This is a genomic window from Brevibacterium limosum (assembly GCF_011617705.1).
GTDB lineage: Bacteria > Actinomycetota > Actinomycetes > Actinomycetales > Brevibacteriaceae > Brevibacterium > Brevibacterium limosum.
The window spans coordinates 2,152,809-2,178,809 of record NZ_CP050154.1 but is presented as its reverse complement, the minus strand read 5'-3'; the positions used below and the strand labels follow the sequence as shown (position 1 = coordinate 2,178,809).

26 protein-coding genes, 2 tRNA genes and 1 pseudogene are annotated in these 26,001 nt (G+C 65.8%); 14 read left to right on the top strand and 15 right to left on the bottom strand.

Annotated elements, in window-relative coordinates:
• Positions 1-38: 38 nt before the first annotated feature.
• The 5 genes from GUY37_RS09745 (at position 39) to gluQRS (ending at position 3,859) form a co-directional block, all read left to right on the top strand.
• Positions 39-938, top strand: a complete 900-nt coding sequence (locus GUY37_RS09745) for a glutamate ABC transporter substrate-binding protein (RefSeq protein WP_166824996.1) — start codon at positions 39-41, stop codon at positions 936-938.
• Positions 939-1,008: 70 nt separating this feature from the next.
• Complete coding sequence (locus GUY37_RS09740; RefSeq protein ID WP_166824993.1) at positions 1,009-1,671, top strand: amino acid ABC transporter permease; 663 nt, start codon at positions 1,009-1,011, stop codon at positions 1,669-1,671.
• On the top strand, positions 1,668-2,510 hold the full coding sequence (locus GUY37_RS09735) for an amino acid ABC transporter permease (protein WP_166824990.1): 843 nt from the start codon (positions 1,668-1,670) through the stop codon (positions 2,508-2,510). Before GUY37_RS09740 ends, GUY37_RS09735 begins: the two co-directional genes overlap by 4 nt.
• Before the next feature lie 93 nt (positions 2,511-2,603).
• On the top strand, positions 2,604-2,924 hold the full coding sequence (locus tag GUY37_RS09730) for a GNAT family N-acetyltransferase (protein WP_166824987.1): 321 nt from the start codon (positions 2,604-2,606) through the stop codon (positions 2,922-2,924).
• Positions 2,921-3,859: a tRNA glutamyl-Q(34) synthetase GluQRS gene (gluQRS, locus tag GUY37_RS09725; RefSeq protein ID WP_166824984.1), complete on the top strand. Its 939-nt coding sequence runs from the start codon at positions 2,921-2,923 to the stop codon at positions 3,857-3,859. The genes GUY37_RS09730 and gluQRS overlap by 4 nt, the downstream gene beginning before the upstream one ends.
• 13 nt (positions 3,860-3,872) lie before the next feature.
• Here the strand turns inward: gluQRS and GUY37_RS09720 are convergent, their stop codons facing one another.
• Together GUY37_RS09720 and GUY37_RS09715 are read right to left on the bottom strand one after the other, a co-directional pair.
• Positions 3,873-4,985, bottom strand: a complete 1,113-nt coding sequence (locus GUY37_RS09720) for a glycosyltransferase (RefSeq protein WP_264674059.1) — start codon at positions 4,983-4,985, stop codon at positions 3,873-3,875.
• Between the two features lie 99 nt (positions 4,986-5,084).
• The gene (locus GUY37_RS09715) at positions 5,085-5,996 is read right to left on the bottom strand and encodes a DMT family transporter (protein WP_228278128.1); all 912 of its coding nucleotides are present in this window, start codon (positions 5,994-5,996) and stop codon (positions 5,085-5,087) included.
• Between the two features lie 233 nt (positions 5,997-6,229).
• Between GUY37_RS09715 and GUY37_RS09710 the strand changes: the two genes are divergently transcribed.
• Positions 6,230-6,302 (top strand) — tRNA-Asn (locus GUY37_RS09710).
• 112 nt (positions 6,303-6,414) lie between these two features.
• Positions 6,415-6,657, top strand: a complete 243-nt coding sequence (locus tag GUY37_RS09705) for an LLM class flavin-dependent oxidoreductase (protein WP_166824981.1) — start codon at positions 6,415-6,417, stop codon at positions 6,655-6,657.
• A 44-nt stretch (positions 6,658-6,701) separates the two neighbouring features.
• On the opposite strand, the gene GUY37_RS09700 is transcribed toward GUY37_RS09705, so the two are convergent.
• Entirely contained in the window at positions 6,702-7,091 is a 390-nt protein-coding gene (locus tag GUY37_RS09700; RefSeq protein ID WP_166824977.1) for a heavy metal-responsive transcriptional regulator, read from the bottom strand.
• A gap of 106 nt (positions 7,092-7,197) precedes the next feature.
• Between GUY37_RS09700 and merA the strand changes: the two genes are divergently transcribed.
• Together merA and GUY37_RS09690 are read left to right on the top strand one after the other, a co-directional pair.
• On the top strand, positions 7,198-8,622 hold the full coding sequence (gene merA / locus GUY37_RS09695; RefSeq protein WP_061225165.1) for a mercury(II) reductase: 1,425 nt from the start codon (positions 7,198-7,200) through the stop codon (positions 8,620-8,622).
• A gap of 49 nt (positions 8,623-8,671) precedes the next feature.
• A complete protein-coding gene (locus GUY37_RS09690; RefSeq protein WP_081275423.1) occupies positions 8,672-8,974 on the top strand; it encodes a hypothetical protein in 303 nt (100 codons plus the stop codon).
• Between the two features lie 18 nt (positions 8,975-8,992).
• Here the strand turns inward: GUY37_RS09690 and GUY37_RS09685 are convergent, their stop codons facing one another.
• From GUY37_RS09685 to GUY37_RS09655, 7 genes and pseudogenes are all read right to left on the bottom strand, one after another.
• The gene (locus tag GUY37_RS09685; RefSeq protein WP_038989747.1) at positions 8,993-9,880 is read right to left on the bottom strand and encodes an ABC-2 transporter permease; all 888 of its coding nucleotides are present in this window, start codon (positions 9,878-9,880) and stop codon (positions 8,993-8,995) included.
• A gap of 412 nt (positions 9,881-10,292) precedes the next feature.
• Positions 10,293-10,655: pseudogene (locus GUY37_RS19500) on the bottom strand (relaxase/mobilization nuclease domain-containing protein); the annotation flags it as partial.
• 95 nt (positions 10,656-10,750) lie between these two features.
• A complete protein-coding gene (locus tag GUY37_RS09675; RefSeq protein ID WP_166824974.1) occupies positions 10,751-11,341 on the bottom strand; it encodes a hypothetical protein in 591 nt (196 codons plus the stop codon).
• Positions 11,338-13,659 (bottom strand): hypothetical protein, encoded by a 2,322-nt coding sequence (locus tag GUY37_RS09670; RefSeq protein WP_166820667.1) that lies wholly within the window; start codon positions 13,657-13,659, stop codon positions 11,338-11,340. The genes GUY37_RS09675 and GUY37_RS09670 overlap by 4 nt, the downstream gene beginning before the upstream one ends.
• On the bottom strand, positions 13,656-13,904 hold the full coding sequence (locus tag GUY37_RS09665) for a helix-turn-helix domain-containing protein (protein ID WP_166824972.1): 249 nt from the start codon (positions 13,902-13,904) through the stop codon (positions 13,656-13,658). Before GUY37_RS09665 ends, GUY37_RS09670 begins: the two co-directional genes overlap by 4 nt.
• On the bottom strand, positions 13,904-14,116 hold the full coding sequence (locus GUY37_RS09660; protein WP_003780572.1) for a hypothetical protein: 213 nt from the start codon (positions 14,114-14,116) through the stop codon (positions 13,904-13,906). Before GUY37_RS09660 ends, GUY37_RS09665 begins: the two co-directional genes overlap by 1 nt.
• 181 nt (positions 14,117-14,297) lie before the next feature.
• Complete coding sequence (locus GUY37_RS09655; RefSeq protein ID WP_456061974.1) at positions 14,298-15,674, bottom strand: recombinase family protein; 1,377 nt, start codon at positions 15,672-15,674, stop codon at positions 14,298-14,300.
• A 97-nt stretch (positions 15,675-15,771) separates the two neighbouring features.
• On the opposite strand from GUY37_RS09655, the gene GUY37_RS09650 reads away from it, so the two are divergent.
• The 5 genes from GUY37_RS09650 to GUY37_RS09630 all read left to right on the top strand — a co-directional run bounded on the left by GUY37_RS09650 (position 15,772) and on the right by GUY37_RS09630 (position 20,862).
• Positions 15,772-16,560, top strand: coding sequence for an LLM class flavin-dependent oxidoreductase (locus GUY37_RS09650; RefSeq protein WP_166824969.1), 789 nt, complete (start codon positions 15,772-15,774; stop codon positions 16,558-16,560).
• Between the two features lie 89 nt (positions 16,561-16,649).
• Positions 16,650-18,071: an MFS transporter gene (locus GUY37_RS09645; RefSeq protein ID WP_166829590.1), complete on the top strand. Its 1,422-nt coding sequence runs from the start codon at positions 16,650-16,652 to the stop codon at positions 18,069-18,071.
• Between the two features lie 137 nt (positions 18,072-18,208).
• A complete protein-coding gene (locus tag GUY37_RS09640) occupies positions 18,209-19,477 on the top strand; it encodes an EAL domain-containing protein (protein ID WP_227492542.1) in 1,269 nt (422 codons plus the stop codon).
• A gap of 92 nt (positions 19,478-19,569) precedes the next feature.
• A tRNA-Ile gene (locus GUY37_RS09635) sits at positions 19,570-19,646 on the top strand.
• Positions 19,647-20,370: 724 nt separating this feature from the next.
• Positions 20,371-20,862 carry a DUF3145 domain-containing protein gene (locus GUY37_RS09630; protein ID WP_152346787.1) on the top strand — a complete coding sequence of 164 codons (492 nt, stop codon included), beginning with the start codon at positions 20,371-20,373 and terminating at the stop codon, positions 20,860-20,862.
• 215 nt (positions 20,863-21,077) lie between these two features.
• Here GUY37_RS09630 and GUY37_RS09625 read toward each other — a convergent pair whose 3' ends face one another.
• The 5 genes from GUY37_RS09625 to GUY37_RS09605 all read right to left on the bottom strand — a co-directional run bounded on the left by GUY37_RS09625 (position 21,078) and on the right by GUY37_RS09605 (position 25,941).
• Entirely contained in the window at positions 21,078-22,322 is a 1,245-nt protein-coding gene (locus GUY37_RS09625) for a beta-ketoacyl-[acyl-carrier-protein] synthase family protein (protein ID WP_166824966.1), read from the bottom strand.
• A 67-nt stretch (positions 22,323-22,389) separates the two neighbouring features.
• Complete coding sequence (locus GUY37_RS09620) at positions 22,390-22,641, bottom strand: acyl carrier protein (RefSeq protein WP_025776743.1); 252 nt, start codon at positions 22,639-22,641, stop codon at positions 22,390-22,392.
• Between the two features lie 119 nt (positions 22,642-22,760).
• Positions 22,761-23,762: a beta-ketoacyl-ACP synthase III gene (locus tag GUY37_RS09615; protein WP_166824963.1), complete on the bottom strand. Its 1,002-nt coding sequence runs from the start codon at positions 23,760-23,762 to the stop codon at positions 22,761-22,763.
• Between the two features lie 18 nt (positions 23,763-23,780).
• On the bottom strand, positions 23,781-24,686 hold the full coding sequence (locus tag GUY37_RS09610; protein ID WP_166824960.1) for an ACP S-malonyltransferase: 906 nt from the start codon (positions 24,684-24,686) through the stop codon (positions 23,781-23,783).
• Positions 24,687-24,741: 55 nt separating this feature from the next.
• Complete coding sequence (locus tag GUY37_RS09605; RefSeq protein WP_166824957.1) at positions 24,742-25,941, bottom strand: PucR family transcriptional regulator; 1,200 nt, start codon at positions 25,939-25,941, stop codon at positions 24,742-24,744.
• Positions 25,942-26,001 lie beyond the last annotated feature (60 nt).

The window sequence follows — 26,001 nt, the reverse complement described above, 5'->3', positions numbered from 1 at the left end:
GCTTTCACAACGCACCACCTCACTCACAAGGAGAGACAATGAAGAAGCTCAGACTGGCGGTCGCCTCGGTCGCCATCGGAATGCTGGCACTCAGCGGCTGCGGCCAGGGCGGGACCCCGGACGCACCTGCCGACGGCGACGGAGCCAAGGCAGAAGCACCCGAGTACAAGGTGAACGAAAGCGCGGACATCGCCGACTCGAAGACCTGGAAGGCCGCGAAGGACGCCGGCGAAATCACCATCGGCGTAAAGAAGGACCAGCCGGGTCTCGGCAATGTCTCGGCGGGCTCGGAACAGCCCGAGGGCTTCGACATCGAGATCGCAAAGATGGTCGCCGCACAGCTCGGATTCAAGCCCGACCAGATCAAGTACACCGAAACCGTCTCGGCCAACCGTGAGCCCTTCCTGCAGCAGGGCAACGTCGACATGATCGTCGCCACCTACACGATCAACGACGAACGCAAGAAGGTCGTCGACTTCGCCGGACCGTACTACGTCGCCGGTCAGGATCTTCTCGTCGCCGAAGACTCCGATATCGCCGGTCCCGACGATCTGGCAGGCAAAAAGGTCTGCTCCGTCGACGGTTCGACCCCGGCGCAGAACATCAAAGAGAAGTACAAGAAGGCCGAACTCGTCACCTACGATGCGTACTCGAAGTGCGTCACCGACCTGCAGTCGGGCTCCGTCGACGCGGTGACCACCGACGATGCGATTCTGCGCGGCTATGCCAAGCAGTACGAAGGCGAGTTCAAGGTCGTCGGCAAGCCCTTCACCGAAGAGCCCTACGGTGTCGGTCTACCCAAGGACGACAAGGCCCTGCGCGACGCGGTCAACGATGCTCTGGAGAAGGGCATGGACGACGGCGATTGGAAGAAGGCATTCGAATACACCCTCGGATCCACCGATGATGTCGACATGCCCGAGGTCGACCGCTACTGACCCAGTCCACAGATTGACATGATGCGAGGGCACCGAAAGCGGTGCCCTCGCATCGATTAAGGAATCTGCCATGGATTACCTGGAGCTTCTCCAGATGTTCCTCTCCGGTGCGTGGGGAACGATCAGACTCTTCACCGTCGCCCTCGTCGGAGCCATGCTCCTCGGCACGGTGCTCGCCGCCATGCGGGTCTCACCGACCCCGGTGCTGCGCATCGCGGCATCGACGTACATCAACGTCGTCCGAAACACACCGCTGACTCTGGTGATGTTCTTCTGCGCGTTCGGACTGCCGTTCCTCGACATCCGCTTCGGGTCGACCAGTTCGTTCAACTCCTTCGTCTACGCCACGATCGCGCTCATCGCCTACACCGCATGCTTTGTTGCGGAGACGTTGAAGTCCGGAATCGCGACGATTCCCGTCGGACAGGCCGAAGCCGCCCGCGCCGTGGGCCTGGGCTTCGGTCAGACCTTGAGCGAAGTGGTTCTGCCTCAGGCATTCCGCACGGTCATCCCGCCGCTGGGCAGCGTGATCATCGCGATGCTCAAGAACACCTCGATCGCCTCCGCGTTCAACAATCGAGAGCTCATTTCCGCGATGCGCAACGCCATCGAAATCCGTGGTGACCTCGTCATCCCGCTGCTCTTCGGCACAGCGCTGGCCTATCTGATCCTGGCTCTGCTGCTCGGCCGTGTCTTCGACTACCTGGAGAAGAAGCTGGTGATTCTGCGATGAGCGCACCGACCCAAGTCCTGTTCGACGAACCGGGCCCGAAGGCCCGCCGGAACAACATCATCCTCTCGATCGTGTCACTGATCGTTCTGCTGGCACTCGTGGCCTTTGTGATCTGGAAGTTCGCCGATGCCGGTCAGCTCGAACCCGAGAAGTGGTACCCATTCACCTTCGCCCAGATCCAGACGGTGCTGTTCCAAGGCATGCTCGCCACCCTCAGGGTCGCGGTCGTGGCATCGGTCCTCGCGATGGTGGTCGGAGTGGTCTTCGCCCTCCTGAGGCTGTCGAGCAGGAAGGTCGTCTCCGTTCCCGGAACGATCGTCCTCGAGTTCTTCCGCGGCGTGCCCGTGCTGCTGCTCATCTTCGCGATGTTCCTTCTGTTCGGCAACGATATCGGTCCCTTCTGGTCCGTCGTCTTCGGGCTCACCCTCTACAACGGAATGGTGCTGGCCGAGATCATCCGCGCCGGCATCCTCGCCGTGCCCACCGGTCAGCGTGAAGCGGCCATGGCGATCGGGCTGCGGTCGGGTCAGGTGATGAGCTTGGTGCTCATGCCGCAGGCGCTGCGTGCGATGATGCCGACGATCATCGCACAGATCGTCGTGCTGCTGAAGGACTCGGCGCTGGGCTTCATCGTCACCTATCAGGACCTGCTCTACCAGGTGAACCTCATCGGCCGCGAGTACAACAACCTGCTGCCGACGTTCATCGTCGGTGCGGCCCTGTTCATCATCATCAATATGATCGTCGCCGGGTTCGCTCGCTGGCTCGAGGCCCGACTTCAGCGCAAGACCACCGCCGACACCGAAGGCGAGGGGCTGACCACGGCGATCGTCGACTGATCCCGATGGTCGTCGCGGGCCCGGCTGTCGCCGGTCGGGCCACGCGACACCATGTATCGTTCACTTAGGAGTCGGCCATGAAGGAGTGCACCAATGCCAGAGCCTCAGCTCAGCCCCATACCGGTCAGAGTCGTGAAGAACCTCGACCGCGAACGGTACGAACTGTTCACCGATGAGACCCCGGGGGAGTTCATCGGGTTCCTCGCCTACCAGGTCATCGATGAGAACACCGTGGAGCTGCAGCACACGATCATCTCCGAAGACTTCTCCAGACGCGGCTTCGCCCGTACCCTCGTCACGCAGGTGCTCGACCTCATCAGGACCGATGGGTCGTCAATCGTGCCGACCTGTTCCTATGTGCAGGACTACCTCGAACGCTTCCCGCAGTACGGCGATCTCGTGTCCCGTCAGTGACCGGATCCGACCCAGCTGTCGGCGCCGGCCGTTTCGCTCCGAGCCCGAGCGGTGACCTCCACATCGGCAACATCCGCTCCGGACTGCTCAGCTATGTGCGAGCCCGGCAGACGGGCCGACGGTTCCTGTGGAGGATCGAAGACCTCGACCGGGTGAAGGCCGGAGCGGCCGACTCACAGCTCGAAATCTTCGCCGAACTCGGAGTCACTCCCGATGAGCCGCCTGTGGTCCAATCCGGACGCGCCGAGGAATACTCGGCCGCGATTGCGAAGCTGGCGGCGGATGGGCTCGTCTACGAATGCTATTGCTCACGCAAGGACATCGCCGAGGCACCGAGTGCGCCGCACGCACCACCCGGGGCGTATCCCGGGACCTGCCGCAACCTCGGTGAGGGTGAACGGAAGTCTCACCGGAGGAGACTGGAGGCGAACAACCGTCGACCGGCGCTGCGTCTGCGCGCGGACAATCGAGAGCACCGCGTCGACGATGTGCTGCTGGGCCGGGTGGATGCCCTCGTCGACGATCTCGTGCTGCGGCGAGGCGACGGCATCTTCGCCTACAACCTCACCGTCGTCGTCGATGACGCAGCGAGCGGAATCGACGAGATTCTGCGGGGGGACGATCTCGCTTCCTCAGCGCCTCGTCAGGCCTATCTGGCCGAGCTGTTGGGACTGCCCCAGCCGGGCTGGCTGCATGTGCCGCTGGTGCTCAACGAGAGCGGTCAGCGACTGGCCAAGCGCGATGGAGCAGTGACCTATCAGCAGCTGCGCAGCCTCGGGTGGGCTGTCCCGGACTTCTTCGCCTGGACGCAGCAGTCACTGGGCTTCGGCGACGTCGGCGGTCGGTGGAAGTCCGTCGATGACATGATCTCCGGAGTCGACTTCGCTCGAATGTCGACGGCACCGATGGTCTTCGTCGCGCCTGCGGATTCGTGAGGCCGCTGCGCCCTCAGGCCGCCGACGAGTCGATGGCGTCTCGGATGACTCCGTCGTAGATCGCTTCGAAGGTGTCGAGGGTGTATTCGATATCATGTTTGGCCACGACGTCGAGTGACGCCTTCGACATGTCATCGAGTTCGGCATCGGGCATCCGGCAGATGCGGGTGAAGCGATCGGCCAACGCGTCGATATCACGCGGCGGGAACAGATACCCGTTGACGCCGTCGCGGACGAGGTGCGGCAGCGCCACCGCGTCGGCAAGCACCACGGGCTTGCGGGAGGCCAGCGCCTCGAGGGTGGCGATGGACTGCAGCTCAGCGGTCGAGGGCATGCAGAAGAAGGTGCAGCGCTGGTAAGCCTCCATCAGAGCCTTGTCGCTGATCTTTCCGAGCACATGCACACGATCGGCGATGCCGAGTTCGGACGCCAGCTGCTTCAGCGGCTCCTCCTGGTCACCGCCGCCGACGATATCGGCTTCGAGTCCCAGCTCCGGATCGGTCTTCGCCACGGCCTCGACGATGTCGGCGGCATGCTTCTCCGAGGAGAGGCGTCCGACGAAGAGGACGCGCGGGGGAATGGACCGTGACTCGGCGCAGTCGAGTTCACGCAGATGAGCGAAGCGCTGCAGGTCGATCCCGCAGGACACCGCCCGGATGGGGGAGGAGAATCCGTTCTCGGTGAGCAGATCGGCGGCCAGCTGGGTGGGGACCGTGATGAAATCGGCGGACTGGAACTTCCGGCGCAGGTCCCACCAGGCGATGGCGGTGCCGCCGTCGAGAACCGCCTTCGGGGCCTTGAGGTAGGGGCGGACGTTGTCCGGCATGAAATGGTTCGTGGCCACGACGGGGATTCCGCGCCGGATCGATTCGGAGAACGCGTAACGGCCGATGACGAAATGGGCTTGAGTATGCACGACATCGGGGCGGACGCTGTCGAGGAGTCGCGAGAGCTCAGGCTTCGTCTCCCACGGCATGCAGATCATCCAGGTCGGGTGCAGAGGCCACCGGTGGGCGGTGAGGCGGTGAACGGTGACACCGTTCTCCACGCTGACCGAGGGCTTGCCCGTCGCTGAGGGGCAGGCGACGTGGACGTCATTGCCGCGGTCGGCGAGTCCTTCGGCCAACCGTTCGGCGAACTTCGCGGCACCGTTGACTTCGGGGGCGTACGTCTCCGCCGGAATGAGGATTCGGCGTTTCTGAGTGGGACGGTGCGCAGACAGGATTCAGCTCTCCTCGGTGTCGGTCATGGTGTCGGAACGGCGGGCGTCCCTGCGCTGAGCTTCTCGATCTCTGACATCGGGATGATACCGCGACAATACAACGACGGCCGCGCAGGCGACCAATCCGGTGAGCGTGATGAGCACGATCAGCCAGACGGGGGAGTGGGCCGCCTCGCCGAGGACGATGGTGCCGAGGATGACGGCGCCGATCGGGTCGATGACGGTCAGCCCGGCGATGACCATCTCAGGAGGCCCTGCCGCATAGGCATTCTGGACGAACCAGGACCCCAGCGCCACGCCCGCCAGCAGTGCGGCGACATTGATCCAGGTGACCTGATCGAGCCCGGCCTGGAGGAACTGGACGCTGACGAGGTGGGCGTTCGTCGCCACGCAGGCGAAGAGCAGTCCGGCGGCGATGATGAGCACGAGTTGCGGGGCATGTCGGAAGGCCAGCATGATCACCAGGCCGACGACGACGGCGACGGCGGTGATCCAGAACAGCGGGAGCGCATCGGCACCGAGGTGGACCTCGGACTGCGCGGTCGTGGCCGAGAGCGCGACGAAGAGCGTCACACCGGCGGTGCACCAGATGACGGACTGGACGAGCCGCCTGTTGACCTGGAGTCCGCGGTGACGCACCCCGAGCAGCACGGAGACGATGAGTGAGAACGCCCCGATCGGCTGGACCACCATCACCGGTGCCAGGGCCAGGGCGACGAAATTCCCTGCCGTTCCCAAACCGAGGATCATCAGGCCGACGAGCCACCGGCGGTTGCGCAGCAGCTCGGCGAAATGCGCCCAGCTGAGTCCGTTGTGAGAGTCATCCTGACCCGCCACCGCGTCGTGCTGATACAGGGCGCCATAGGCCAGTGCCACGGCCGCGAGGACGGCGAGGGCGATTGCCACTATGGTCACGATGAGTCTTCCGGTATCGACGGTGCAGATGTGGGGAGCGGATCGCTTCGAGTCTATCGCGCACGACGGCGGCGAAGATGGCTGTGGACTGTGTTTGTCCTGACTGTAAGGCAACCCTGCGGCGACGAGTGGGGAAACCCTGAATTCTGTGAGCTAAAGCACTCTGCGCCATTTTGTTCGCAGGCCGGGAGGTTTGCTAAGCTGGAGAGCACGTCCGCAGGAGACTGCGGCAGTCCTCCGTAGCTCAGTTGGCAGAGCATTCGACTGTTAATCGAAGGGTCGCTGGTTCGAGCCCAGCCGGGGGAGCAGCCAAGGCCCCGTCCGATCGGACGGGGCCTTTCTCGTGGCCGCAGGGCCCCAGGCCGAGGCACCTTTGCTGTGGTGGGAATAGGTGTCACACGATGCAGGTTGATCCGCCATGAAGTCTTTCGGATTCTTGAGCTTCGGACACTATGACGCAGAAGGCGAACTGAACGCCGGGCAGATGCTGCGGGACGCCGTGGAGATCTCCGTCGGCGCCGACGAACTCGGCATCAACGGCGCCTACTTCCGTGTCCACCATTTCGCACCTCAGGCGGCCTCTCCGGTTCCGCTGCTGTCGACGATCGCCGCGAGGACCCGCACGATCGAGATCGGCACCGGGGTCATCGATATGCGCTAGCGCATGTTCGTGTTATGGCTCTCGTTTTCTCGGTCCGCGTCCCTCTACAGGTACCGGCAGACCTGGTCTGGGCTGCATGTGTCGGGGTCCGGGTGCGCGGCGTCGTGCCGGAGGTCGGCGATGGTGCCGTGCAGGGCGGTGAGCTGGGCGATCTGCTGCTCGATCTCGGCCAGGCGCGCGTCGAGGAGGTCTCGCACGTGCTCGCAGGGCGCGTGGCCGCTGTCGCGGATGTCGAGGATTTGGCGGATCTGGGCGAGGGTGAGGCCTGCGGCCTGGCCACGGTGAACGAAGTCGATCCGGGCGACGGCGTCGGACGCGTAGTCGCGGTACCCGGATGGCGTCCGGTCGGCCGGGGGCAGCAGTCCCTGCTCTTCGTAGAACCGGAGCGTCTTCGAGGTGGTGCCCGCGCGTTCGGCGAGTTCTCCGATGCGCATTGCGGCCTCCGATCATTCGGCAGGGGCCACGCTTGACCTTCCCCTGCACTGGAAGGTCCAGTATGGCTGAAACGGAACAGAAGTCCAAGCCTTGACGGGAGCAGCGATGCCTACGAAGTACGATCTCGCCATCATCGGATCGGGCGGCGGAGCGTTCGCCGCCGCGATTCGCGCGACCATGCTCGGGAAGTCGGTGGTGATGATCGAGCGTGGCACGCTCGGCGGCACCTGCGTGAACACGGGCTGCGTGCCGTCGAAGGCCCTCATCGCCGCCGCCGATGCACGGCACGTCGCCGCCGACGCCGCCGACCGGTTCCCGGGGATCGCGACGACGGCAGGCCCAGTGGACATGCCCGCGCTGATCGCCGGGAAGCAGGCGTTGGTCGAGACGATGCGGGGCGAGAAGTACGCCGACGTCGCCGATTCATACGGGTGGCACGTCCGGCGGGGAGACGCCGGGTTCGCGGGCACCCCGGACGCGCCGGTGTTGGAGGTCACCGCCGCAGACGGAGCGGTCGAGACGATCGAGGCCGAGCACTACCTGGTCGCCACCGGTGCGCGGCCGTGGGCTCCGCCGATCGACGGCCTGGACGAGGCCGGGTACCTGACCTCGACCACGGCGATGGACCTGACCGAGGTCCCCGAGTCGATGCTGGTGCTCGGCGGCGGCTACGTTGCCCTGGAGCAGGCGCAGCTGTTCGCCCGCCTCGGCTCCCAGGTCACCGTGCTGGTGCGGTCCCGGCTCGCGTCGAAGGAGGAGCCGGAGGTGTCCCGGACACTGCAGGAGGTGTTCGCCGACGAGGGCATCCGGGTGGTCCGCCGCGCGGTGCCGACCCGGGTGTCCCGGGACGCGGCGACCGGGCAGGTCGTGGTTACCGCGGACGTGTCCGGCGGCTCGCAGGAGTTCCGCGCCGACCAGGTGCTCGTCGCCCTCGGACGCCGTCCCGTCACCGACGGCTTGAACCTCGATGCGGTCGGGGTGAAGACCGGGGACTCCGGCGAGGTGGTCGTCTCCGACCATCTGCAGTCGTCGAACCCGCGGATCTGGGCCGCGGGCGACGTGACCGGGCACCCGGAGTTCGTCTACGTCGCGGCCCACCACGGCACCCTCGTTGCCGAGAACGCGTTCGCCGACGCCGACCGGTCCGTCGACTACTCCCATCTGCCGCGGGTGACGTTCACCGGACCGGCGATCGGCGCGGTCGGGATGACCGAGAAGGAGGTCGTCGCCGCGGGGATCCGCTGCGACTGCCGCGTGCTGCCCCTGGAGTATGTGCCCCGGGCGGTGATCAACCGCGACACCCGCGGGTTCATCAAGATCGTCGTGAACGCCGATACGAGCGAGATCCTCGGCCTCACCGCCGTCGCCAAGGACGCCGGGGAACTCGCCGCCGCAGGCGTCCACGTGCTCGGCAAGACCATCGCCGAAGTCGCCGACGCCTGGGCCCCCTACCTGACCATGACCGAAGGCATCCGGATCGCCGCGAAGTCCTTCACCACCGACCCGTCACTGCTCTCGTGCTGCGCATGAACGGCAACGCATGCAATCGGGGAGATCTCATCCGGAAGAGGTGCAGACGATGAGCGCCGATCACGACCGCGACGAACGGCGCGCCGGTCCCATCGTCGCCGCAGGGACCGGGCTGCTCCTACTGGCATGCTGCGCGCTTCCGTTGCTGCTCTGCTGCGGCCTGCCGCTCATCGCGGCGGGCGGAGCACTCGCAGGCGTCGGAGGGCTCCTCGGCAATCCCTGGATCATCGGTGCCGGGATCGCCGTCGCGATGGCCGTCACGGCCGGGATGCTCGTCAGGCTACGGCGGCGGCACCGAGGCCGCAGGACTGGCTGCTGCGAAAATCCTTCGACTGCTGATCGGAACCGGTAGCTCGATCGGATCCAGCCATCACCGCCAACGGGGCCACCTCGGCATCCCGCGGCCCTTCCAGGTCTCCACGAGACCGGCGACCCAGCGGACGGACGCGAAGAGTCCGTAGCCGGCCCCGGCGAGGCCCATGGAGACCACGAGCCAGCGACCGATCCCGAGCCACACGCTCCCGTCCACGTCGAGGGCCCACTGAGCGCCCGTGATAAGCCCGGCGACGGCCATCCAAACACCCGCGACGATCACTGCGACCGGCAGCAGCGCGAGGCACATCGACGCGGCGACAGACCAAAGCTGACGGGCCTCCAGCTTCGCCGTTGTGGCGATGATCTTTTCGGCCCGCTCGTTCGCGGCGTCAATCTTGGCTGTTGCCACGGCCCCGGCGTCGGCAGCGGCCCTCTCGATCGACTGCACAGCCTGATCCCGGGCCGTGCTGATCGCGCTCGTCGCCTCGGCGCTGGCTTGGGTGATCGACTCCCGCCAGGCCTTCTGCGCACCGTTCGCGGCCCGCTCGAACTTAGCCCGGCTCTCATCGAGATGCTTGGCGGCAGCCTCGGACTTAGAGGCTGAGCCCTTCAGACTCTCCCCGTTGAGGTTCACGCTCATACCCGCGAGAGTGGACGCGATTCCGGCGAGCAGTTCGCTGTTCTCGTTCGACTCCGGCGGCGGCGACGTTGAGGTCAGCTGATGCGAGATCGCGGAGAGCTGCTTCTCCTGCTCCTCGCTGTCCACCTTCACGAACCCCGCGAGCTTCTTCTGCTGCTCGGTCAGCGTGGCGATCCTCGTATTCTGCGCCTCGACGGCGGCGAGGATCGAGGTCAACAGCTCCATCGTCTCCGGACTGCCGAGCGGTTGCGGCGACTGCACGGGCCCGTTCTGCTGCTTCAGCCTGTCGAGTGCTGCGCTCATGTTCCTGCTCCTTCTGCTGCTGGTGGTAGTCGAAGAACGCCTGCGCGCCCTCCGGGGTGAAGTCCGCCGAGAGTGCGCTCGTGCGCTTGCGGCGCTCGGCACGCCCGGACTCGCCGCGGCGGTCCTCGATGTAGAGCGTCCAGGTCTCCTGCCCGGCGCGTTTGCCCTTCTTGCTGACGGGGCTGTGCAGCCGCATCCGTGGCACCCGATCCCCGTCATCACCGAGCTGCTGGTTCTGCTCCTCGATCACCGAGACCAGACCGGCCTTGTCCACCGCGCGGGGATCGGCCAGCGCCGCACTCATCCGGTCGCCCATCTCGCGGTCGAGCGACCCCTCGGCGAAGTCTTCGCGGCGCAGCTCCCAGTCCTTCGGCGCGTGCTCCAGCCGCTTCACGACCGAGAGCCCGTGCTCGCGCATCAGCTCGTCGTTCGCCGACTGCACGCCCTTCTGATTCCCGGCCTTGCGGTCGTGGAACGTGCGATAGTCCGAGAGCGCCTTTCCCGTGCGGTTGTTGTGATTGAGAACCAAAATATGGTTGTGCGGCTTCTTTCCCCGCCCATCCACATGACTGACGACGAGGCAGTCGGAATCCGGGTGCATCTTCTTGGCGAGCTGGTAGCCCAGGTCGTTCACCCGCTGCACGTGTTCGGGGTTCTTCGGGTCGAACTCCTCGTCGCTGAACGACTGGCGGTAGTGCAGCGCCTCGACCTCGCGCGTCGTGTTCTGCGTGAGCGCCCGAGCGCGCGCCGAGAACGCGCCGGGGCCTCCCGGCACATCGCACGTGATCGCGACGCCCCGCTCGTCCTCCTTGCCCCGGATATAGCGCTCCGTGTCGGCGGCGCTGGCGCTCGGGCTGTAGTGCGTCGTGCTCACGAGGCCGTCCGATCACCGAGCAGGGCGCGGACCTCGCGCAGCAGCTCGATCAGCTCGGGCACCTCCGACGACAGCGCCACCGCCTCACCGGCACGTGCTCGGTGGTCCAGGTCGTTGACGTTGATCGCCAGCGGGCGGATCTGCGCGGCCAGCTCGCGCGCGTCCGCCGACACCTGCGCGCGCGCCTCGACGCCGAGCAGGTGCGCGGCCACGGCGGCGTCCAGCTCCTCGCTCCGAGAGGCGTGGAGGGCATCTAGGACGACGGCCCGCACCCACGTACTCGGAGCCAGCCCGAGCCGCTTCGCACGAGTGCGAAGCGCCGCGAGCGTGGCCTCTCCGAAGTCGGTATCGAGCTTCGCGCGGCCCCCACGACGACGCTTCGCGCCGCCGTGACTCTGCCGCACAGCCTCCGCATCAGCCCGACCCGTGTTCACCTGGGAGTCGGTCCGCTGCTCCACCTGTACGCCAGAGTGGCAAGCAGTAGCCGTGTCGGACATTTCGCTGAAGCTCATGTCCTCCCCGGCTGCTTGCGAGGGGCCTCCGGCCCCCTCGACCCCCTGGAAGAGCGCATCACGTTCGGTGCTCATCGCGCACCTCCCACGACCAGCAGCCCGCCGTTCGCGCGGAGGCGCTTGACCTTCCGGTCAAGCTCCGCCCGGTGCGCCTCGGCGCGCTGCCGACGCTCGTCCTCGGTGAGCACCGGGCAGGTGTCGGCATGCCGCCCATAGGACGCAGCGGGGCGCGGCGAACAGGTGCACGTCGCCAGCTTGCGCCGCTCCGCCTCCCACCGCTCGATCTCCTTCTCCCGCTTCTTGGCCGCGGCCTCGGCAGCGCGCTGCGCGGCCTCTTCGGCAGCTGCGGCAACAGCCTGCTTGCGTCGTTCGCTCTCCTCGGCGGCAGCAACCTCGATCGCGGCCCTCTGCGCGAGGTACGCGGCCAGCTCGGATTCCGGGATCAGCTCGATCACGTCCCGGTTGTTCTCCATCAGGATCGACACGGCGAGGAAGCGCGCTGCGTCCTGAGCGCCCTTCACCACCGCGACCGGAGCCATCTCGTGCGTCGTCGTGATCTCGCCGAGCGGCTCGCCCTCACGACTCAGCACCGGCTCGATCCGGCGAGCCGCATTCACCGTGACCCTGCGGATGCTCACGAGCATCTCGGCGCGGATCACCGGATAGTCCTGGTGATCATCACCGGTGAGCTGGACCGACTCCGGGATCGACACCTCGACCGCCCACCCGATTCGGCGCAGGAACTCATCGATATCCACCGGCGGGAACCGCTTCGAGCCCTGAGCGTTGAACGCCAGCACGTCGCTGGGCTTGCGCGCCTTCATCGTGAGCCCGAGCGACTGCGGCGTCTCAGTGCTCGACATCATGATCAGACGCGGCGCGACCACCTGCCCGCTACGTGTGTGGCGCTTGTACGCCTCCGTGGCCCGGTGGTTGTCCGTGTACCGCAACGTCTCGTCATACGTCGGCGTGATGTCGAACCGGGCATCATCGTGGTGCGCGATCTTCGCTTCCCCAACGGCCTCCAGCGCATTGCGCCCCGGCGGCTGCACGTACGGCCAGTCGCAGCCGGCCAGAGCAACCAGCGCCTGAGTCTGCGCGGCGACCTCATCGGCGAGGATGCCCTTACCCGACCCCTTCGGTCCGCAGATCGTCAGCACCGACTTGTGCCACGCCGTACCGAGCCCCTCCGCGACCAGAGCGCTCCGCTTCTGCTCGTAGCGCGAACGGAGCAGCTCCAGCCGCGGCAGATCATCGGCGAACGCATCCCGATCAGCGACCTCGGCCGCAGCGAGCGTCATTCCATCCATCACCGCGCGCCGAAGCTTCCGCTTCCGGGCGGTGAGGCTCTTCCCTCCCTCGGCGGCCGACACGCGACCGGCCATGTGTGCGTCCAGCTCGGCGCTGAAGTCGAAGTTCGCCACGACGCGCCCGCGCCCGTACTGGTACTTGCCCGGGTTGCCGTCCTGCGTGCTGTCCGTCAAGTACGTTCGATCGGTCTGGTGCACGCCAGGGATCGCATCGGCCCGCCGCGACTCGTGCGGCAGGTACTCGCAGAAGTCGAAGAACGCCTTCGGCGCGGCACCGGAGCCCTTGTGCTGGTCCCCGCCCTCCTGAGCCACGACCTCCTTCGGCACCCGCACGCGGGCACTCGGGATCTCCAGCGCATTCGAGACCGTGCGGATCTTCGGGCGCTTCTCCTTGAACAGCAGCACGAGGTGCCAGTGCAAGCCCTTGAGACCGACGCACCGGCACTCCACGGTGCCCTCGTCCACTTCCACGAGGCGATCGAGCGGATGAGCGATGAATGCCGACCACATCGCACCGAACTGCTCCTCGAGCAGGGCGAGCCCGGCTTCCAGCTGCTCCTGGCTGCACATCGGCTCACCCGTCTCCGGGTGGTTCGCGTACTGCATCACCGAGAACACCCGCGAGAGCGTCTGAGCGCGCTTCACCTGCTCCGGAGTCTCGGCGGCCTTCTGTGCCTCAAAGAAGGCGCGGGCAGCCTCGATGTGCTCCGGCGACGAAGGCACCTCGAACGGCTCCACGTCATCGCTGGGATCAGCGCCCGGCACATCGAACGCGGAGTAGTCCACTGCGGTATCCGTTGGAGCAGACGAGGTATCCGTTTCTGAAACGGATACGCGCGAACCCAAGGAGTCGCGCGTGCACACAGGCATCTGACCAGGGGAAACGTTGTTATCAGTGGTGTCTTCGTCGGTCGTGTATCCGATATCCGTTTTCTGAGCGGGAAAAAGTTTCGGCTCAGAGCCCATGTCCTCGCCGTTCGGAACGACGACGGGCAGCCCGCCTTCGGCGGGTGCCAGGCCAGGCCCTCCGGGCGGGGTCAGGTCGGCGGACACGAGGGCGCTGGTGCGGTCGGTGGTGCTCATCGGGCACCGCCCTTGCTGTAGCGCTTGATTACGGCCTGGTGCGTGACGCCGAGGGCGTCGCCGATCTTCGCCCAGGTCACCCCATCGGCGCGGGCGTCGGCGACGGCGATCTCGACGGACTCCTCCAGCACGGAGCGGAGCACGCCGAGGTCGTAGAGACGTGCCTCGGACTCGGCGAGGGAGGGGTCGCCCTGTCGCCAGCGGAAGCCGTTCACGTGGTCGAAGGCGGAGGAGTTGGCGCTCATCAGTGACCACCGCCCATCACGGCGGCGACCGCGGCGCGCTGTCGCGGGGTCAGGGGCGTGCGAGCCAGGCGTTCACCGGCCAGACGACCAGCAGCACGAGCGGCGGCGATGACGGGATCGAGGCCGTCTGCCTGCGGAGAAGGAGTGGAGCCCTGATCGAGGCCAGGGCGGTCGAGCGCGGATGCGCGGGGAACGTCGATAACGACAGACATCGGAAGTCCTCAGACATGAGTATCTTCCGGTTCCCCGCCACGGTAATTGGGCTGTTTGACCGGCTACTCATCCGGGAGCAGAACCCCGCGCTTCTAAGTCGCGGCCCCGGTGGGATCTTCTTGTCTGCAACCATTCTCCCACGAGTCGACTCACCATTGCAATGACGAGTCGACTCATGAGTCAGTCGCGACGCGGCTCTATACGAATGAGGTCGGGGTCGAACTTCACGTGACCGGGCGCGATGGGCTCGATGGTCACCGTCACCAGCTCGTCCACGAGCATCCGGCGGCGGTCCACGTCCAACGTCTTCCACTTCGCCTCGACCACCTCGCGGCGCTCCGCGGTGCCGACCGGCTCGTCCACGTCCGCGAGCAACTTCGCCGCCACCGACACCGAACGGTCGAGCAGCTCCGCGTCGATCTCATCGATGCGGGCCTTCACGTCGTTGATCGCCGCCGTGATCTCCAGGACCGGCTGATGGATGTCACGCAGCAGCGGGCTCAGCTCCTTCACCCGCTCGACCAGGGCGTTCCGCTCCGTCAGCAACTCCTCGTGATCTGGCCCGTCGTCCTCCTGCGGCATCACGAGGTTGTGCACATCCACCGAGGACAAGCGGGTGAGCACCGCCTCGGTCACCATCGCATCGACGGGCTCGCGCTGGCGGGTGAGATGGAACTGCTCGCCGCAGCGATACGTCGGCTGCTTGCGGCTGTTCGTCCCAGAGACGAGCGTCGCCCCGCACTTGCCGCACAGGCCGATCGTGGACAGGAGGTACTTCGGCTGGTTACCCTGCCTCGCCGATCTCCGCACGTTGTCCTCCAGCTTCGACACCGCAGCCCGCCACGTCTGCTCACCGACGATGGGCGGGAACGCGTCGCCCTGCACCGGGTACAGCTCGCCCGACGCGTAGTGCTTGATGTAGCCAGCGTAGAGCGGGTTCGCCAGGAGGTAGCGCACGGCATCGACGGAGAACTCCGACCCGCGGGCGGTGAGATGACCGGCACCGTTCAGATCCTCGCGGATTCGCCGGATCGACAGCGACGGCTCGCCGAGGAACGCGGCGAAAGCCCGCCGGACGGCGTCGGCCTCCTCCGGGATCAGCTCGCCCTCTCGCGTCCACCCGAACGCCTTCCAGGCGCTCGTCGGGATGCCCTCGAAGCGTCGGCGCTCGTTCGACCTGATCTGACGCTCCGCCTTACGCCTGGCCTCGAACCGGGCCAGTGCCGCGAGCATCGTCGCTCGGAACTCGCCGTCGGCCGTCGAGAGGTCGATCTCGCCGTCCACGGTGACGACCCGCAGCCCCAGGTCAATCAAGGTGTTGAGGTCCTTCGTGCTGCGCAGCAGCCGGTCCATGTCCACGGCGACCACCATCGAGAAGCGGCCCGCGCGGGCGTCGTCCAGCATCTCGGCCCAGCGGGTGCCAGCGCGGCGCTTCTTCGTCGCCGACACGGCGTTGTCCTCGTAGACCTCGACGACGTTCCAGTCCTTGGCCTCGGCCAGCGCCCTGATCTTCCTCAGCTGCGTATCGACCGTCCAGCGGTCGCCCTTGCGGTCCATGGAGGCGCGGACGTACGCGGCCACCTCGTTCGTCTTCCTCAGCGCTACCAGTTCGACCATGCAACCAAGCTTACGGAACGAGTGTCACAACCGCGACATGCTCTATGAGAACCCGCTCTACCTCGCCGAGGAGGCCGCCGCCCTCGATCTGCTCTCTGACCAGAGAGTGGCATTGGGCATCAGCCGCGGCTCTCCGGAGCCGGCGCTGCGCGGCTGGGAGGCCTTCGGATACGACGATCCCACCGAGTCCAAAGCCGCTAACATGGCCCGAGCGAAGTTCGACCGCTTCCTCCGCGCCATCCGCGGCGAGGAACTCGCCCCAGCCGATCCGCAGCAGTTCGGTCCCGGTGCGCGGCTGCGCCTCGAACCGCATTCGCCCGGGCTCGATCGACGCATCTGGTGGGGAGCCGGTTCGGCCGAAACCGCCGAATGGGCGGCACGGGTGGGAGTGAACCTGATGAGTTCGACCCTGCTCACCGAAGCGACCGGAGCCGCATTCGGTGACCTCCAGGCCGAACAGATCGCCAGGTACCGACAGGCATGGAGCGACTCCGGGCATGAGTGGACGCCGCGGGTCTCCGTCAGCCGCAGCATCTTCCCGATCACCACCGACCTCGACGACCTCTACTTCGGGCGACGCGGAGCCGGACAGGGAGACCAGATCGGAATCATCGATGACACTCGCTCGACCTTCGGTCGCACCTATGCGGGTGAACCGGACACACTGATCGAAGAGCTCAAGGCCGATGCGGCGATCGCGGCCGCCGATACCCTCATGCTCACGATCCCCAGCCAACTGGGAGTCGACTGCAATCTGCACGTCCTCGAGTCCTTCGCAAAGTACGTCGCACCGGCTCTCGGATGGGTGCCCGCCGGCGAGCGCTGAGCTGAAGGCCCACGGAATCCTCTGCAACCGTATGAGACCAGTCAGAGACGACGCCTAACAGGGGAGACCGAGTGAGCGAGAGCACGAAGATGACGCAGACGCAGAAGCGCATCCTCATCATCGGCCTCGTTCCCCTCTTCATGTCGCTGCTCTCGGTCTCCAGCATCAACGTCGTCCTCCCCTCCATCGCCGCCGATATCGACGCCTCCACCTCGGCTCTGCAATGGGTTCTCACCGGGTATGCGCTGTCCTTCGGCGTCGTCCTCGTCGCCGCCGGACGAGCCGGTGACGTCTTCGGGCGCGGCCAGCTGTTCGTCATCGGTGTGGGTCTCTTCGGTCTGTCCTCGCTGGTGGCCGGAGTCGCCCCGGACCCGCTGACACTCAACATCTCCCGAGTGGCCATGGGACTGGGCTCGGGTTTCCTCAACCCGCAGGTCGTGGGGCTGTTGCAGCAGTACTTCCAGGGCCCGCCGCGCGGTCGTGCCTTCGGGCTGATGGGCACCACCGTCGGTCTGTCTGTGGCGATCGGTCCGGTGCTCGGCGGAGCCCTCATCGCCCTGTTCGGCAGTGACCTCGGCTGGAGGGCGACCTTCCTGGTCAATGTGCCCTTCGCCATCGCCTCTCTCGTCCTCGCCCGGGCCTGGCTGCCGAGCGGCGCCTGGCGACCCGCTGTCGACCAGGGAGCGAAGAACGCCGATGACGACAAGGACCTCGACCCTGTGGGAGTGGTCCTCCTCGGTGTCGGTGTGCTCCTCATCCTCCTGCCCTTCGTCGAATCATCGCTGGGCTGGTTCATCTGGCTCTCCCTCCCGCTCGGCGTCGGTGCGATCTGGCTGTGGACGCGGTGGGAACGCCGCTATGCGCGCATGGGCCGGCCGCCGATGGTCGATCTCGACCTCTTCCGCATCCGCAGCTTCAGCAATGGCTCGATCATCATCGCCCTCTACTTCCTCGGCGTCACCAGCGTCTGGGTTCTCGTCGCCATGTACATGCAGCAGAGCCTGGGGCATACGGCTCTGGCCGCGGGCATGATCGGTCTGCCGGCCGCACTGTGCTCAGCCGTCTCCGCCGACGTGTCCGGACGGTTCGTCTTCCAGGTCGGGCGCCGCCTCGTGGTGTGGGGAATCGCCCTCTGCCTCGTCGGCCTGCTGGCCACGATCGGCGTCGTCGCGCTGCTGTCCAGGGGCATCGGCAGCGAGTGGTGGATGCTGCTCACATTGGCGTTCATCGGCACCGCTCAGGGTATGGTCATCAGCCCCAACCAGACCCTGACCCTGCAGGAAGTCCCGCTGCGATACGCCGGATCCTCCGGAGGAGTGCTCCAGACCGGTCAGCGCATCGGCACCTCGATGGGGCTGGCGATCATGACTGCTCTGGCGTTCTCGATCACCGCTGTGAGCGATTGGCATTGGGGGATGGTCGGGGCGTTCGCCGCGATCGTCGTCGTTGTCGTCCTCGCCGGAGTCGTCGGTCTCATCGAAGTCCGCCGAGGCGGTCCCCGCCGCGCTTGAGCCGCCGATCGCGGCCCGCCCGGCGGAGGAAAGATCATCCTCAGCTGTCAGCGCAATAATGTTACGGATTTTAGACAATCGGCTGTGTCCGAATATGGAAGACTGTGAACGCACATCAGCCCATGGAAGGAAACACAGTGGTCGAGGCCGTACCCGATGACGAGCTCGCGCTCGAGGAACTCGTGCGCTCGGGCGGGATCGAAACCTATTTCGCCCCCGTCGTCGATGTACTGACCTTCCAGCGGGTCGGCCATCAGATTCTGCAGGCTCCCACCGGCGATCCGGAGCTGGGCCGCGCCGAGTCCGAGAACCTGCGCCATGCTATGCGTGCCTCGACGATCACCGGTGATATCGATGCCTCTCTGCGGGATTCGGCTCTGCGCACCGCAGAGGGTGCCGGGCTGCCGAAGTCGAATCGCCTGTTCCTCCGCTCCGAATCCGAATCCTTTGCGACTCTCGAGGATCGCACCGGGGAACCCGACCGTTCGGTCATCCTGCAGCTCGACGCCAATCGGGTCGCCTCGTCCCCGGCTTCGGTGCTGCGTTCTGTGCGCTCGGCTCGCGCCCTGGGGTGGGGAGTGGGCATGTCATCGGTCGGTGCCGACCTGCGCAGCACGTCCTTCGTCCCGCTGGTCAACCCCTCCGTCGTCGGGCTCCATCCGGACGTTCTGCGCATCGACTGCGACTCTCATCTGGCCGAGCTCAATCGTCTGCTGCATGCCCACCTCGAACGCACAGGAGCGGTCATCCTCGCCGACGGCGTCGAGACCGAAGACGATCTGGACCGTGTGCGTGCACTGGGGGCGCGATTCATGTCCGGACCCTACTTCGGTGAGGCCACGAAACAGCCGCAGTCGTTCTCCGAACCGAGCGAGGACGCTCTCGTCTCCCATTACTCACGCAATCTGCCGGCATTGGGCACTCCGTACTCGATCTCGCAGGGGCTGCGACGTGAACCGCTGGTGATGAACCGCGAACTGCTCATCGCCCAGATCGCGGCTCTGGAAGAACGTGCTCTGGCGTCGGGAACCGCGACGATCACCCTCGGCGTGTTCGGAGAGGACGACGGGTTCTCCGAGGCGACACGACTGAGGTACGAGAAGATCCGGGACACTGTGGGGCTGACCGCTATGTTCTCCGGCGGATTCGACGGACCGCCGATTCCCGGAGTGCGCACCGGACTCGTCGATGCCTCCGATCCCATGCGCAATGAACACGGGGTCGTCGTGGTCGGACCGGACTGGTCGGGCATGGTCGCGGCGTCGAAACGCAGCGATCCGGGCAGCGACGGACAGACCGTCTTCGACGTCTACATCACGACCGACCGCTATACATGCGTCGACGCGGCACGCAGCGTTCTCACTCGTGTCGCCCCCCTCACCGCGACGGCGAAGCTGCAGGCCTGAGACCGTCGAGTCTGCGCGCCACGGCTCCACAGAATGCGCGTGTGATCAGAATGGGGAAGCGGACGCCGATGGTGCTAATGTTGTCTCGGCCGGCCCCCGTAGCTCAGCTGGTTAGAGCAGGGAACTCATAATTCCTTGGCCGTCGGTTCAAGTCCGACCGGGGGCACCATCAACCATTGACACCGTCCGATCGATGTCGCGCCGTCGTCAGTCCTCATCGGACGCCGTCTCGGCCTGCCGGCTCGGATTCGGCTTGAAGACGGTGCCCGACAGCGGAGCATAGGCGACCCACTCTCCGCCCGGATTGTCCCTGATGAACTCGGCAGCTTCACGTTCGTCGGCCTCGACCCCGTCGAACAGCTGTGTGAAGGCCGACTCCGCTGCGGAGTTGGATGCCCGACGGTCTGATCGCGCCCGGACGATCTCTGTGCTCTCTGTACGCGAGGCGAACTCGACGATGAACTGGGGCCCACTTCGTCGGCGACACGATTTGCCAGCCGCGTTCCGACTGCGCTGTAGGCGCGAACGGCCGCGTTGGACACCCCTGTGAAATCAGGATCGAGTGAGTCGCAGTAGAACTGCTCCCATGCCTCCAGCTCCGCGACCAGACCGTCGGACAGTCCCGTGTCCTTGCAGTCGATCGGCTCGCGGACCCACAGCACCGTATCCGCTTGGTTGGGGAACATGCGGATGGTCCTGGGGCGCTGCGTCCTCGGCACTGTGCTCGTCGGTCATGTGCCCACCGTAACGTCGATCGCCGGCCACCAGCAGACACCCGACGCCACCAGCGTCTTTGATGCTTGGCTGCACGTCGAACATCGACTATCATGTGGTCAGCACCTCCTTTCGGATCGTAGGGGAAGACGTATCCGAGGTAGGAGGCAGAAATGGATATGACACAGGGCGTACTCTTCGTCCACTCAGCACCTCGTGCGCTGTGCCCTCACATCGAGTGGGCAGCGGGCGGGGCCATCGGCGCACAAGCACGCTTCGACTGGACACCCCAGCCGGCAGCTCCAGGTCTCGTGCGCGCAGAAGTCTGCTGGCGCGCGCCCGCAGGCTCCGGAGCCCGTATCGCATCGGCGCTTCGCGGCTGGGATTCTCTCCGCTACGAAGTCACCGAGGAGCCCTCGGCAGGAGTCGATGGCGGACGGTGGAGCCACACACCCGATCTGGGCATCTACCACGCCGTGACCGATACCGCCGGCAACATCCTCGTTCCCGAAGACCGCATCCGCACAGTCATGGAACGCGCTGCCGGCGATCCCGCGAAGTTCTCCTCGGAGATGGCGATCGCCCTCGGCGAAGCGTGGGACGAGGAACTCGACGCATTCCGCCATGCCGGTGAGGGCGCACCGGTCCGCTGGCTGACCAAGGTCGGCTGAGCCGCTCTCCGTCGCCTCCGGGTCGTACAGTCATGTGACGGTTCGGTCGGCTCGATTCTGGTCAATGGGCACACCTACCTGCCTCGGGTGTGCCCATTTCGCCTACCTGTGCGGGTGTTCGGCCTGCGCACCGATGGAAACGGCCCACTCCGAGGTGAACAGCCCAAGTTGAAACCTGTGCTGTCCACCCTGGAGTGGGCCGTAGAGCTGCGGTGTCAGACGGAGCGGAACGCGACGACGGCGTTGTGACCACCGAAGCCGAATGAGTTCGTGATCGCAGCGATATCACCCGACGGCAGTTCCTGCGGAGTGTCGCGGACGATGTTGATTCCTTCGACCTTCGGATCGACCTCATCGATATTGATGGTCGGGGGAGCAGTGCGCGTCTGCAGAGCCTTGACCGTGAGGATCGCTTCCACCGCACCGGTACCGCCGAGCAGGTGGCCGGTCATCGACTTCGTGGCCGAGACCAGAGCGTCGGAGACGTTGTCGCCGAGGAGCTCGCTGATGGCCAGCGACTCCGGGATGTCTCCGACCGGAGTCGAAGTCGCATGAGCGTTGACGTGCTTGATTTCGGTCGCGGTGATCCCACCGCCGTCGAGAGCCTGCTGCATGGCGGCGAGGGCATGCTTGCCCTCGGGCTCCCCGCCGGTGATGTGGTAGGCGTCGTTCGAGATGCCCCAGCTGGCCACCTCGGCGTAGATCTTCGCTCCGCGAGCCTTGGCATGTTCCTCGGTCTCGAGGATGAGCGTGCCGGCTCCTTCGCCCATGACGAAGCCGTCACGGTCGACGTCGTAGGGACGCGATGCGGCCTCCGGCGAATCGGTGCGACGCGACAGCGCCTGCATCGAGTTGAACGCGGCCAGAGTGATCGGGTGGATCGCAGCTTCGGAACCACCGGCGATGATGACATCAGCCTTGCCCGAAGCTAGAACGTCAAAGGCGTGACCGAGGCTCTCGGTCGACGAAGCGCAGGCGGAGACCAGAGTCTGCACGCCGGCGCGGGCCTTGAATTCCATTCCGATCGCGGCCGCAGGACCGTTCGGCATGAGCATCGGGACGGTCAGGGGCATGACCCGTCGAGGGCCTTCCTCCTGGAGGGTGTCCCAGGCATCGAGCAGAGTCCAGACACCGCCGATTCCGGTGGCCCAGGAGACGGCCGTACGTTCCGGATCGGTCTCCTCGAGACCGGCGTCGGTCATGGCTTCACGAGCGGAGATGAGGGCGAATTGGCTCGAGGGGTCGAGGCGCTTGGCCTGTACCCGCTTGAGATTGTCGGGCACGACCTGTGGGTCGACCTGCGCTGCGAAGTCCACGGCGAGGCCGTACTTCTCTGACCAATCGTTGTCCATGGTGTGGACGCCGGACTTGCCGGCCAGAATGGCTTCCCAAGTGGCATCGACAGTCGCGCCCAGGGGGGTTACCGCACCGATTCCGGTGACGACAACTTTAGATGTCATGGTACAAACCTCGTCGATAGTGTGGACACGGCCCGTCTGTGGACGGGCCGTGTTCGGCTGCTGTGGGTCAGGCTTCCTGAGCCTTGTTGATGTAGTCGACAGCGTCCTGAACGGTGACGAGGTCCTTGACGTCGTCATCGGGGATCTTCACGCCGAACTTCTTCTCAGCGTTGACGACGATGGTCATCATCGAGATGGAGTCGATGTCGAGGTCATCGGTGAACGACTTGTCGGCTTCGACTGCTTCGACAGCCAGGCCGGTCTCTTCATTGACGATCTCTGCCAGCCCAGCGAGGACTTCAGCTTCGGTGAATGCCATTTCTTTCCTACTTTCTGATCTCGGTCGAGGGTTTTTCGACCGTTTGAGGAACTTTTCGACGAGTGTCCCGCCGAATATCTTAGGACATTCACGGAGAGTTTTCCGTGAATGGGTGTTTCTCAGGGCAGGCGGACGACCTGGGCGCCGTAGACCAGGCCCGCGCCGAAGCCCATCTGCAGTGCGAGACCGCCGCTGAGTTCGGGCTGCTCGCGCAGGAGTCGCTCGGTCGCCAGCGGGATCGACGCCGCAGAGGTGTTCCCGTTGTCAGCGATGTCACGAGCGATGACGACCGACTCGGGGAGCTTCAGCTGCTTGGCGAGCTCATCGATGATGCGCATGTTCGCCTGGTGCGGAATGAACGCCGCGAGATCCTCTGCTTCGACTCCGGACGCGGTCAGCGCTTCCTTGGCCACCTCGGCGCCGTCCCATACGGCCCAGCGGAAGACGGTCGGACCGTCCTGGCGCAGAGTCGGGAACGGCAGCTCGCGGTTGTCGCGGATGTCCATGAGCGAATCGGTCATCCGGATGGTCGACCAGTTCTCGCCCTTCGAGCCCCACACGGTCTTCGAGATTCCCGGTTCGTCGGCCGACGACACGACGACCGCACCGGCACCGTCACCGAGGATGAACGAGATGGACCGGTCCTCGGGGTCGATGACGTCGGAGAGCTTCTCTGCACCGATGACGAGGACGTTGTCCATGGTTCCGGCACGGACGAGGGCGTCGGCCTGCGAGATTCCGTAGCAGTAGCCCGCACAGGCGGCGCTGATGTCCCACGCCGGGACCGGACCGGTGCCCAGGCGGTCCGTAAGTGCGGCCGCAGCCGAAGGGGTGAAGTAGGGGAATGTCACGGTGGAGATGATGACTCCGCCGATGTCCTCCGGCTTGAGGCCGGAGGAGGCGATCGCCTCGAGAGCGGCCTCTTCGCACATTTCGAGGACACCGACATCCTTGCTGGCCCGACGCCGGGTGATGATTCCGGTGCGCTGACGGATCCATTCGTCGGACGAGTTGATCGGTCCGGCGATATCGTCATTGGTGACGAGGTTCTCCGCACGGTAGGCACCGATTCCGGCGATCCGTGAGAAGGTGCCGAGCTCGGCAGTCTTGAGTGTAGGCATGGCGTCTTCTTTCGATTCTCAGGCGTGGGCTGCCGCGAACTCACGCGCGCCGTCGAGGTCGGCGGCCGATTTGATGGCGAATGTCTCGACGCCCTTCATGGCGCGTCGGGCGATGCCGGTGAGGGTTCCACCGGGGACGAGTTCGATCATTCCGGTGACCCCGGCGTTCAGCAGCGACTCCTGACACAGGTCCCAGCGCACCGGATTCGTGACCTGCTTGACCAGGCGGTCGACGTACTCACGACCGGCCTCGACAGCAGTGCCGTCGGAATTGCTGAGGATGGATACAGTGGGATCGGAGACCTCCATCGCCGAGGCGGTGGTGGCGAGATCCTCCGTGGCCGCAGCCATGAAATCGGTGTGGAAGGCACCGGCCACGGCCAGAGAGATGACCCGGGCACGCTCCGGCGGGTTCGCGGCCAGGGCGTCGAGCGACTCCAGCGAACCGGCAGCCACTGTCTGGCCCCCGCCGTTGACATTGGCGGGGCTGGCTCCGGCGGCCTCGATGGCGGCGAGGACGTCGTCGGGCTGACCGCCGACCACGGCGGACATGCCGGTCGGAGTGGCGGCGGCAGCGGCGGCCATTCCGTCGGCACGGACCTTGACGAAGCGCATGGCGTCGGCGGGGGTGAAGATGCCCGCGATCTGTGCGGCGGCGATCTCGCCCACGGAGTGGCCGGCGACGACGGCGGGGCCGGCACCGAGTTCGGCTGCGCAGGCGATGGCGGAGGCGACGAGCAGAGGCTGTGCCACCGCAGTGTCCTTGATCGTCTCGTCATCGGATTCGGTTCCGTGCAGACGCAGATCGATCCCCGAGGCGGTCGAGAGTTCGTCGATCTGTGCCGAGAAGGTGTCGAGTTCGAGGAACGAACTCAGGAAGCCGGGCTTCTGGGCTCCCTGGCCCGGACAGGTGATTGCAAGCACTCAGTTCTCTTTTCGTTGGGTTCCGTTGATCAATCTAATGGACTCTGGGCTGAAATCAATGAGATTTGTCGCTGTCCGACAATACGCCGTCCTCGGACAGTCGCCCATACACCAACGCGATGTGGATGACGAAGGCATCACGCGAGGTCGTCGGATCGAGTCCGATGGCGTCCGTGATCTTCCGCAGCCGGTAGCGCACGGTGTTCGGGTGCACGGACAGTGCCTTGGCCGTGGCCTCGAGGGAGGACCCGAATTCGACATAGGCGCTCACGGTCTTGAGCAGCTGTCCCGTTCCCGACGTCAGCGGTTCGTAATAGCGCTCGATGAGTTCGCTTAGGGCGATGCGGTCCCCGGACAGAGCTCGTTCCGGCAGGAGGTCATCGGCCTTGACGGGGCGTGGGGAATCCGGGCGGGCGGTCGCCGCCTTGAGAGCCCGGATCGCCGCCTTCGCCGAGGTGGCCGCCTCGGCGAGGCCCGGCACAGCGGGTCCGACGATGACCTCGGAGGGTCCGAAGCAGTCGGAGAGGTCTTCGACGGCATCGTCGAGTTCCGTGACTCCGCCGAGGACGATGAGCAGTCGGTTGTCGTGGATGCCGACGAGCGCGTCATCGGCCCACCGGCTGGCCTTGCGGCGGATGCCGTCCAATCCCTTCTTCGCCGAGCGCTGCGGGGCGCGGCCGACGATGACGCACACGGGCCCTTCGGACTGCCAGCCGAAGGCCGCAGTGCGGCTGGCCAGCTCGTCCACGGAATCTCCGCGGACGAGAGCATCGACGACCATCGCTTCGAGGCGGGCATCCCAGCTGCCTCGGGCCTCGGCGGCACGGGCATAGACGTCGGCGGCGGCGAACGCGATCTCACGGGAGTAGATGAGCACGGCCTCGCGCAGGGCCGGCTGTTCGACCGGGCGGGCGATGTCCGGGACGCGCTCCTCGACGACCTCGACGACGATCTTGAGCAGCTGCAGCGTCTGCTGCAGGCTGATGGCGCGGATGAGGTCGCGCGGCGCGGTCTTGAAGATGTCGGAGACCACCCGCAGATTCGTATCGGGCTTGCGATACCAGTCGACGAACGAGGAGATGCCGGACTGCGCGAGCAGTCCCACCCAGGAGCGGTCGGATGACGACATCGAGCGGTACCAGGGCAGCTGCGCCTCCAGTCGCTGCAGAGTCACCGAGGACAGGACGCCGACTCCTGCGCGCAGTCTGCGGGCGGTTTCGGCGCGACGGCGCAGGGTCTCGGCATCAGACATCATGACCACGAGTTTAGATGAATGAGAACAACTCGGTTGTCAGCGACATACAAACAATCGGAA

Bases quoted from the DNA above. Each gene is read 5' to 3' on its own strand.
- GUY37_RS09745 (WP_166824996.1), top strand. From the start codon at position 39: ATGAAGAAGCTCAGACTGGCGGTCGCCTCGGTCGCCATCGGAATGCTG.
- GUY37_RS09740 (WP_166824993.1), top strand. From the start codon at position 1,009: ATGGATTACCTGGAGCTTCTCCAGATGTTCCTCTCCGGTGCGTGGGGA.
- GUY37_RS09735 (WP_166824990.1), top strand. From the start codon at position 1,668: ATGAGCGCACCGACCCAAGTCCTGTTCGACGAACCGGGCCCGAAGGCC.
- GUY37_RS09730 (WP_166824987.1), top strand. From the start codon at position 2,604: ATGCCAGAGCCTCAGCTCAGCCCCATACCGGTCAGAGTCGTGAAGAAC.
- GUY37_RS09705 (WP_166824981.1), top strand. From the start codon at position 6,415: ATGAAGTCTTTCGGATTCTTGAGCTTCGGACACTATGACGCAGAAGGC.
- GUY37_RS09700 (WP_166824977.1), bottom strand. From the start codon at position 7,091: ATGCGCATCGGAGAACTCGCCGAACGCGCGGGCACCACCTCGAAGACG.
- merA (WP_061225165.1), top strand. From the start codon at position 7,198: ATGCCTACGAAGTACGATCTCGCCATCATCGGATCGGGCGGCGGAGCG.
- GUY37_RS09690 (WP_081275423.1), top strand. From the start codon at position 8,672: ATGAGCGCCGATCACGACCGCGACGAACGGCGCGCCGGTCCCATCGTC.
- GUY37_RS09685 (WP_038989747.1), bottom strand. From the start codon at position 9,880: ATGAGCGCAGCACTCGACAGGCTGAAGCAGCAGAACGGGCCCGTGCAG.
- GUY37_RS09675 (WP_166824974.1), bottom strand. From the start codon at position 11,341: ATGAGCACCGAACGTGATGCGCTCTTCCAGGGGGTCGAGGGGGCCGGA.
- GUY37_RS09670 (WP_166820667.1), bottom strand. From the start codon at position 13,659: ATGAGCACCACCGACCGCACCAGCGCCCTCGTGTCCGCCGACCTGACC.
- GUY37_RS09665 (WP_166824972.1), bottom strand. From the start codon at position 13,904: ATGAGCGCCAACTCCTCCGCCTTCGACCACGTGAACGGCTTCCGCTGG.
- GUY37_RS09660 (WP_003780572.1), bottom strand. From the start codon at position 14,116: ATGTCTGTCGTTATCGACGTTCCCCGCGCATCCGCGCTCGACCGCCCT.
- GUY37_RS09655 (WP_456061974.1), bottom strand. From the start codon at position 15,674: ATGGACCGCAAGGGCGACCGCTGGACGGTCGATACGCAGCTGAGGAAG.
- GUY37_RS09650 (WP_166824969.1), top strand. From the start codon at position 15,772: ATGCTCTATGAGAACCCGCTCTACCTCGCCGAGGAGGCCGCCGCCCTC.
- GUY37_RS09645 (WP_166829590.1), top strand. From the start codon at position 16,650: ATGACGCAGACGCAGAAGCGCATCCTCATCATCGGCCTCGTTCCCCTC.
- GUY37_RS09630 (WP_152346787.1), top strand. From the start codon at position 20,371: ATGACACAGGGCGTACTCTTCGTCCACTCAGCACCTCGTGCGCTGTGC.
- GUY37_RS09625 (WP_166824966.1), bottom strand. From the start codon at position 22,322: ATGACATCTAAAGTTGTCGTCACCGGAATCGGTGCGGTAACCCCCCTG.
- GUY37_RS09620 (WP_025776743.1), bottom strand. From the start codon at position 22,641: ATGGCATTCACCGAAGCTGAAGTCCTCGCTGGGCTGGCAGAGATCGTC.
- GUY37_RS09615 (WP_166824963.1), bottom strand. From the start codon at position 23,762: ATGCCTACACTCAAGACTGCCGAGCTCGGCACCTTCTCACGGATCGCC.
- GUY37_RS09605 (WP_166824957.1), bottom strand. From the start codon at position 25,941: ATGATGTCTGATGCCGAGACCCTGCGCCGTCGCGCCGAAACCGCCCGC.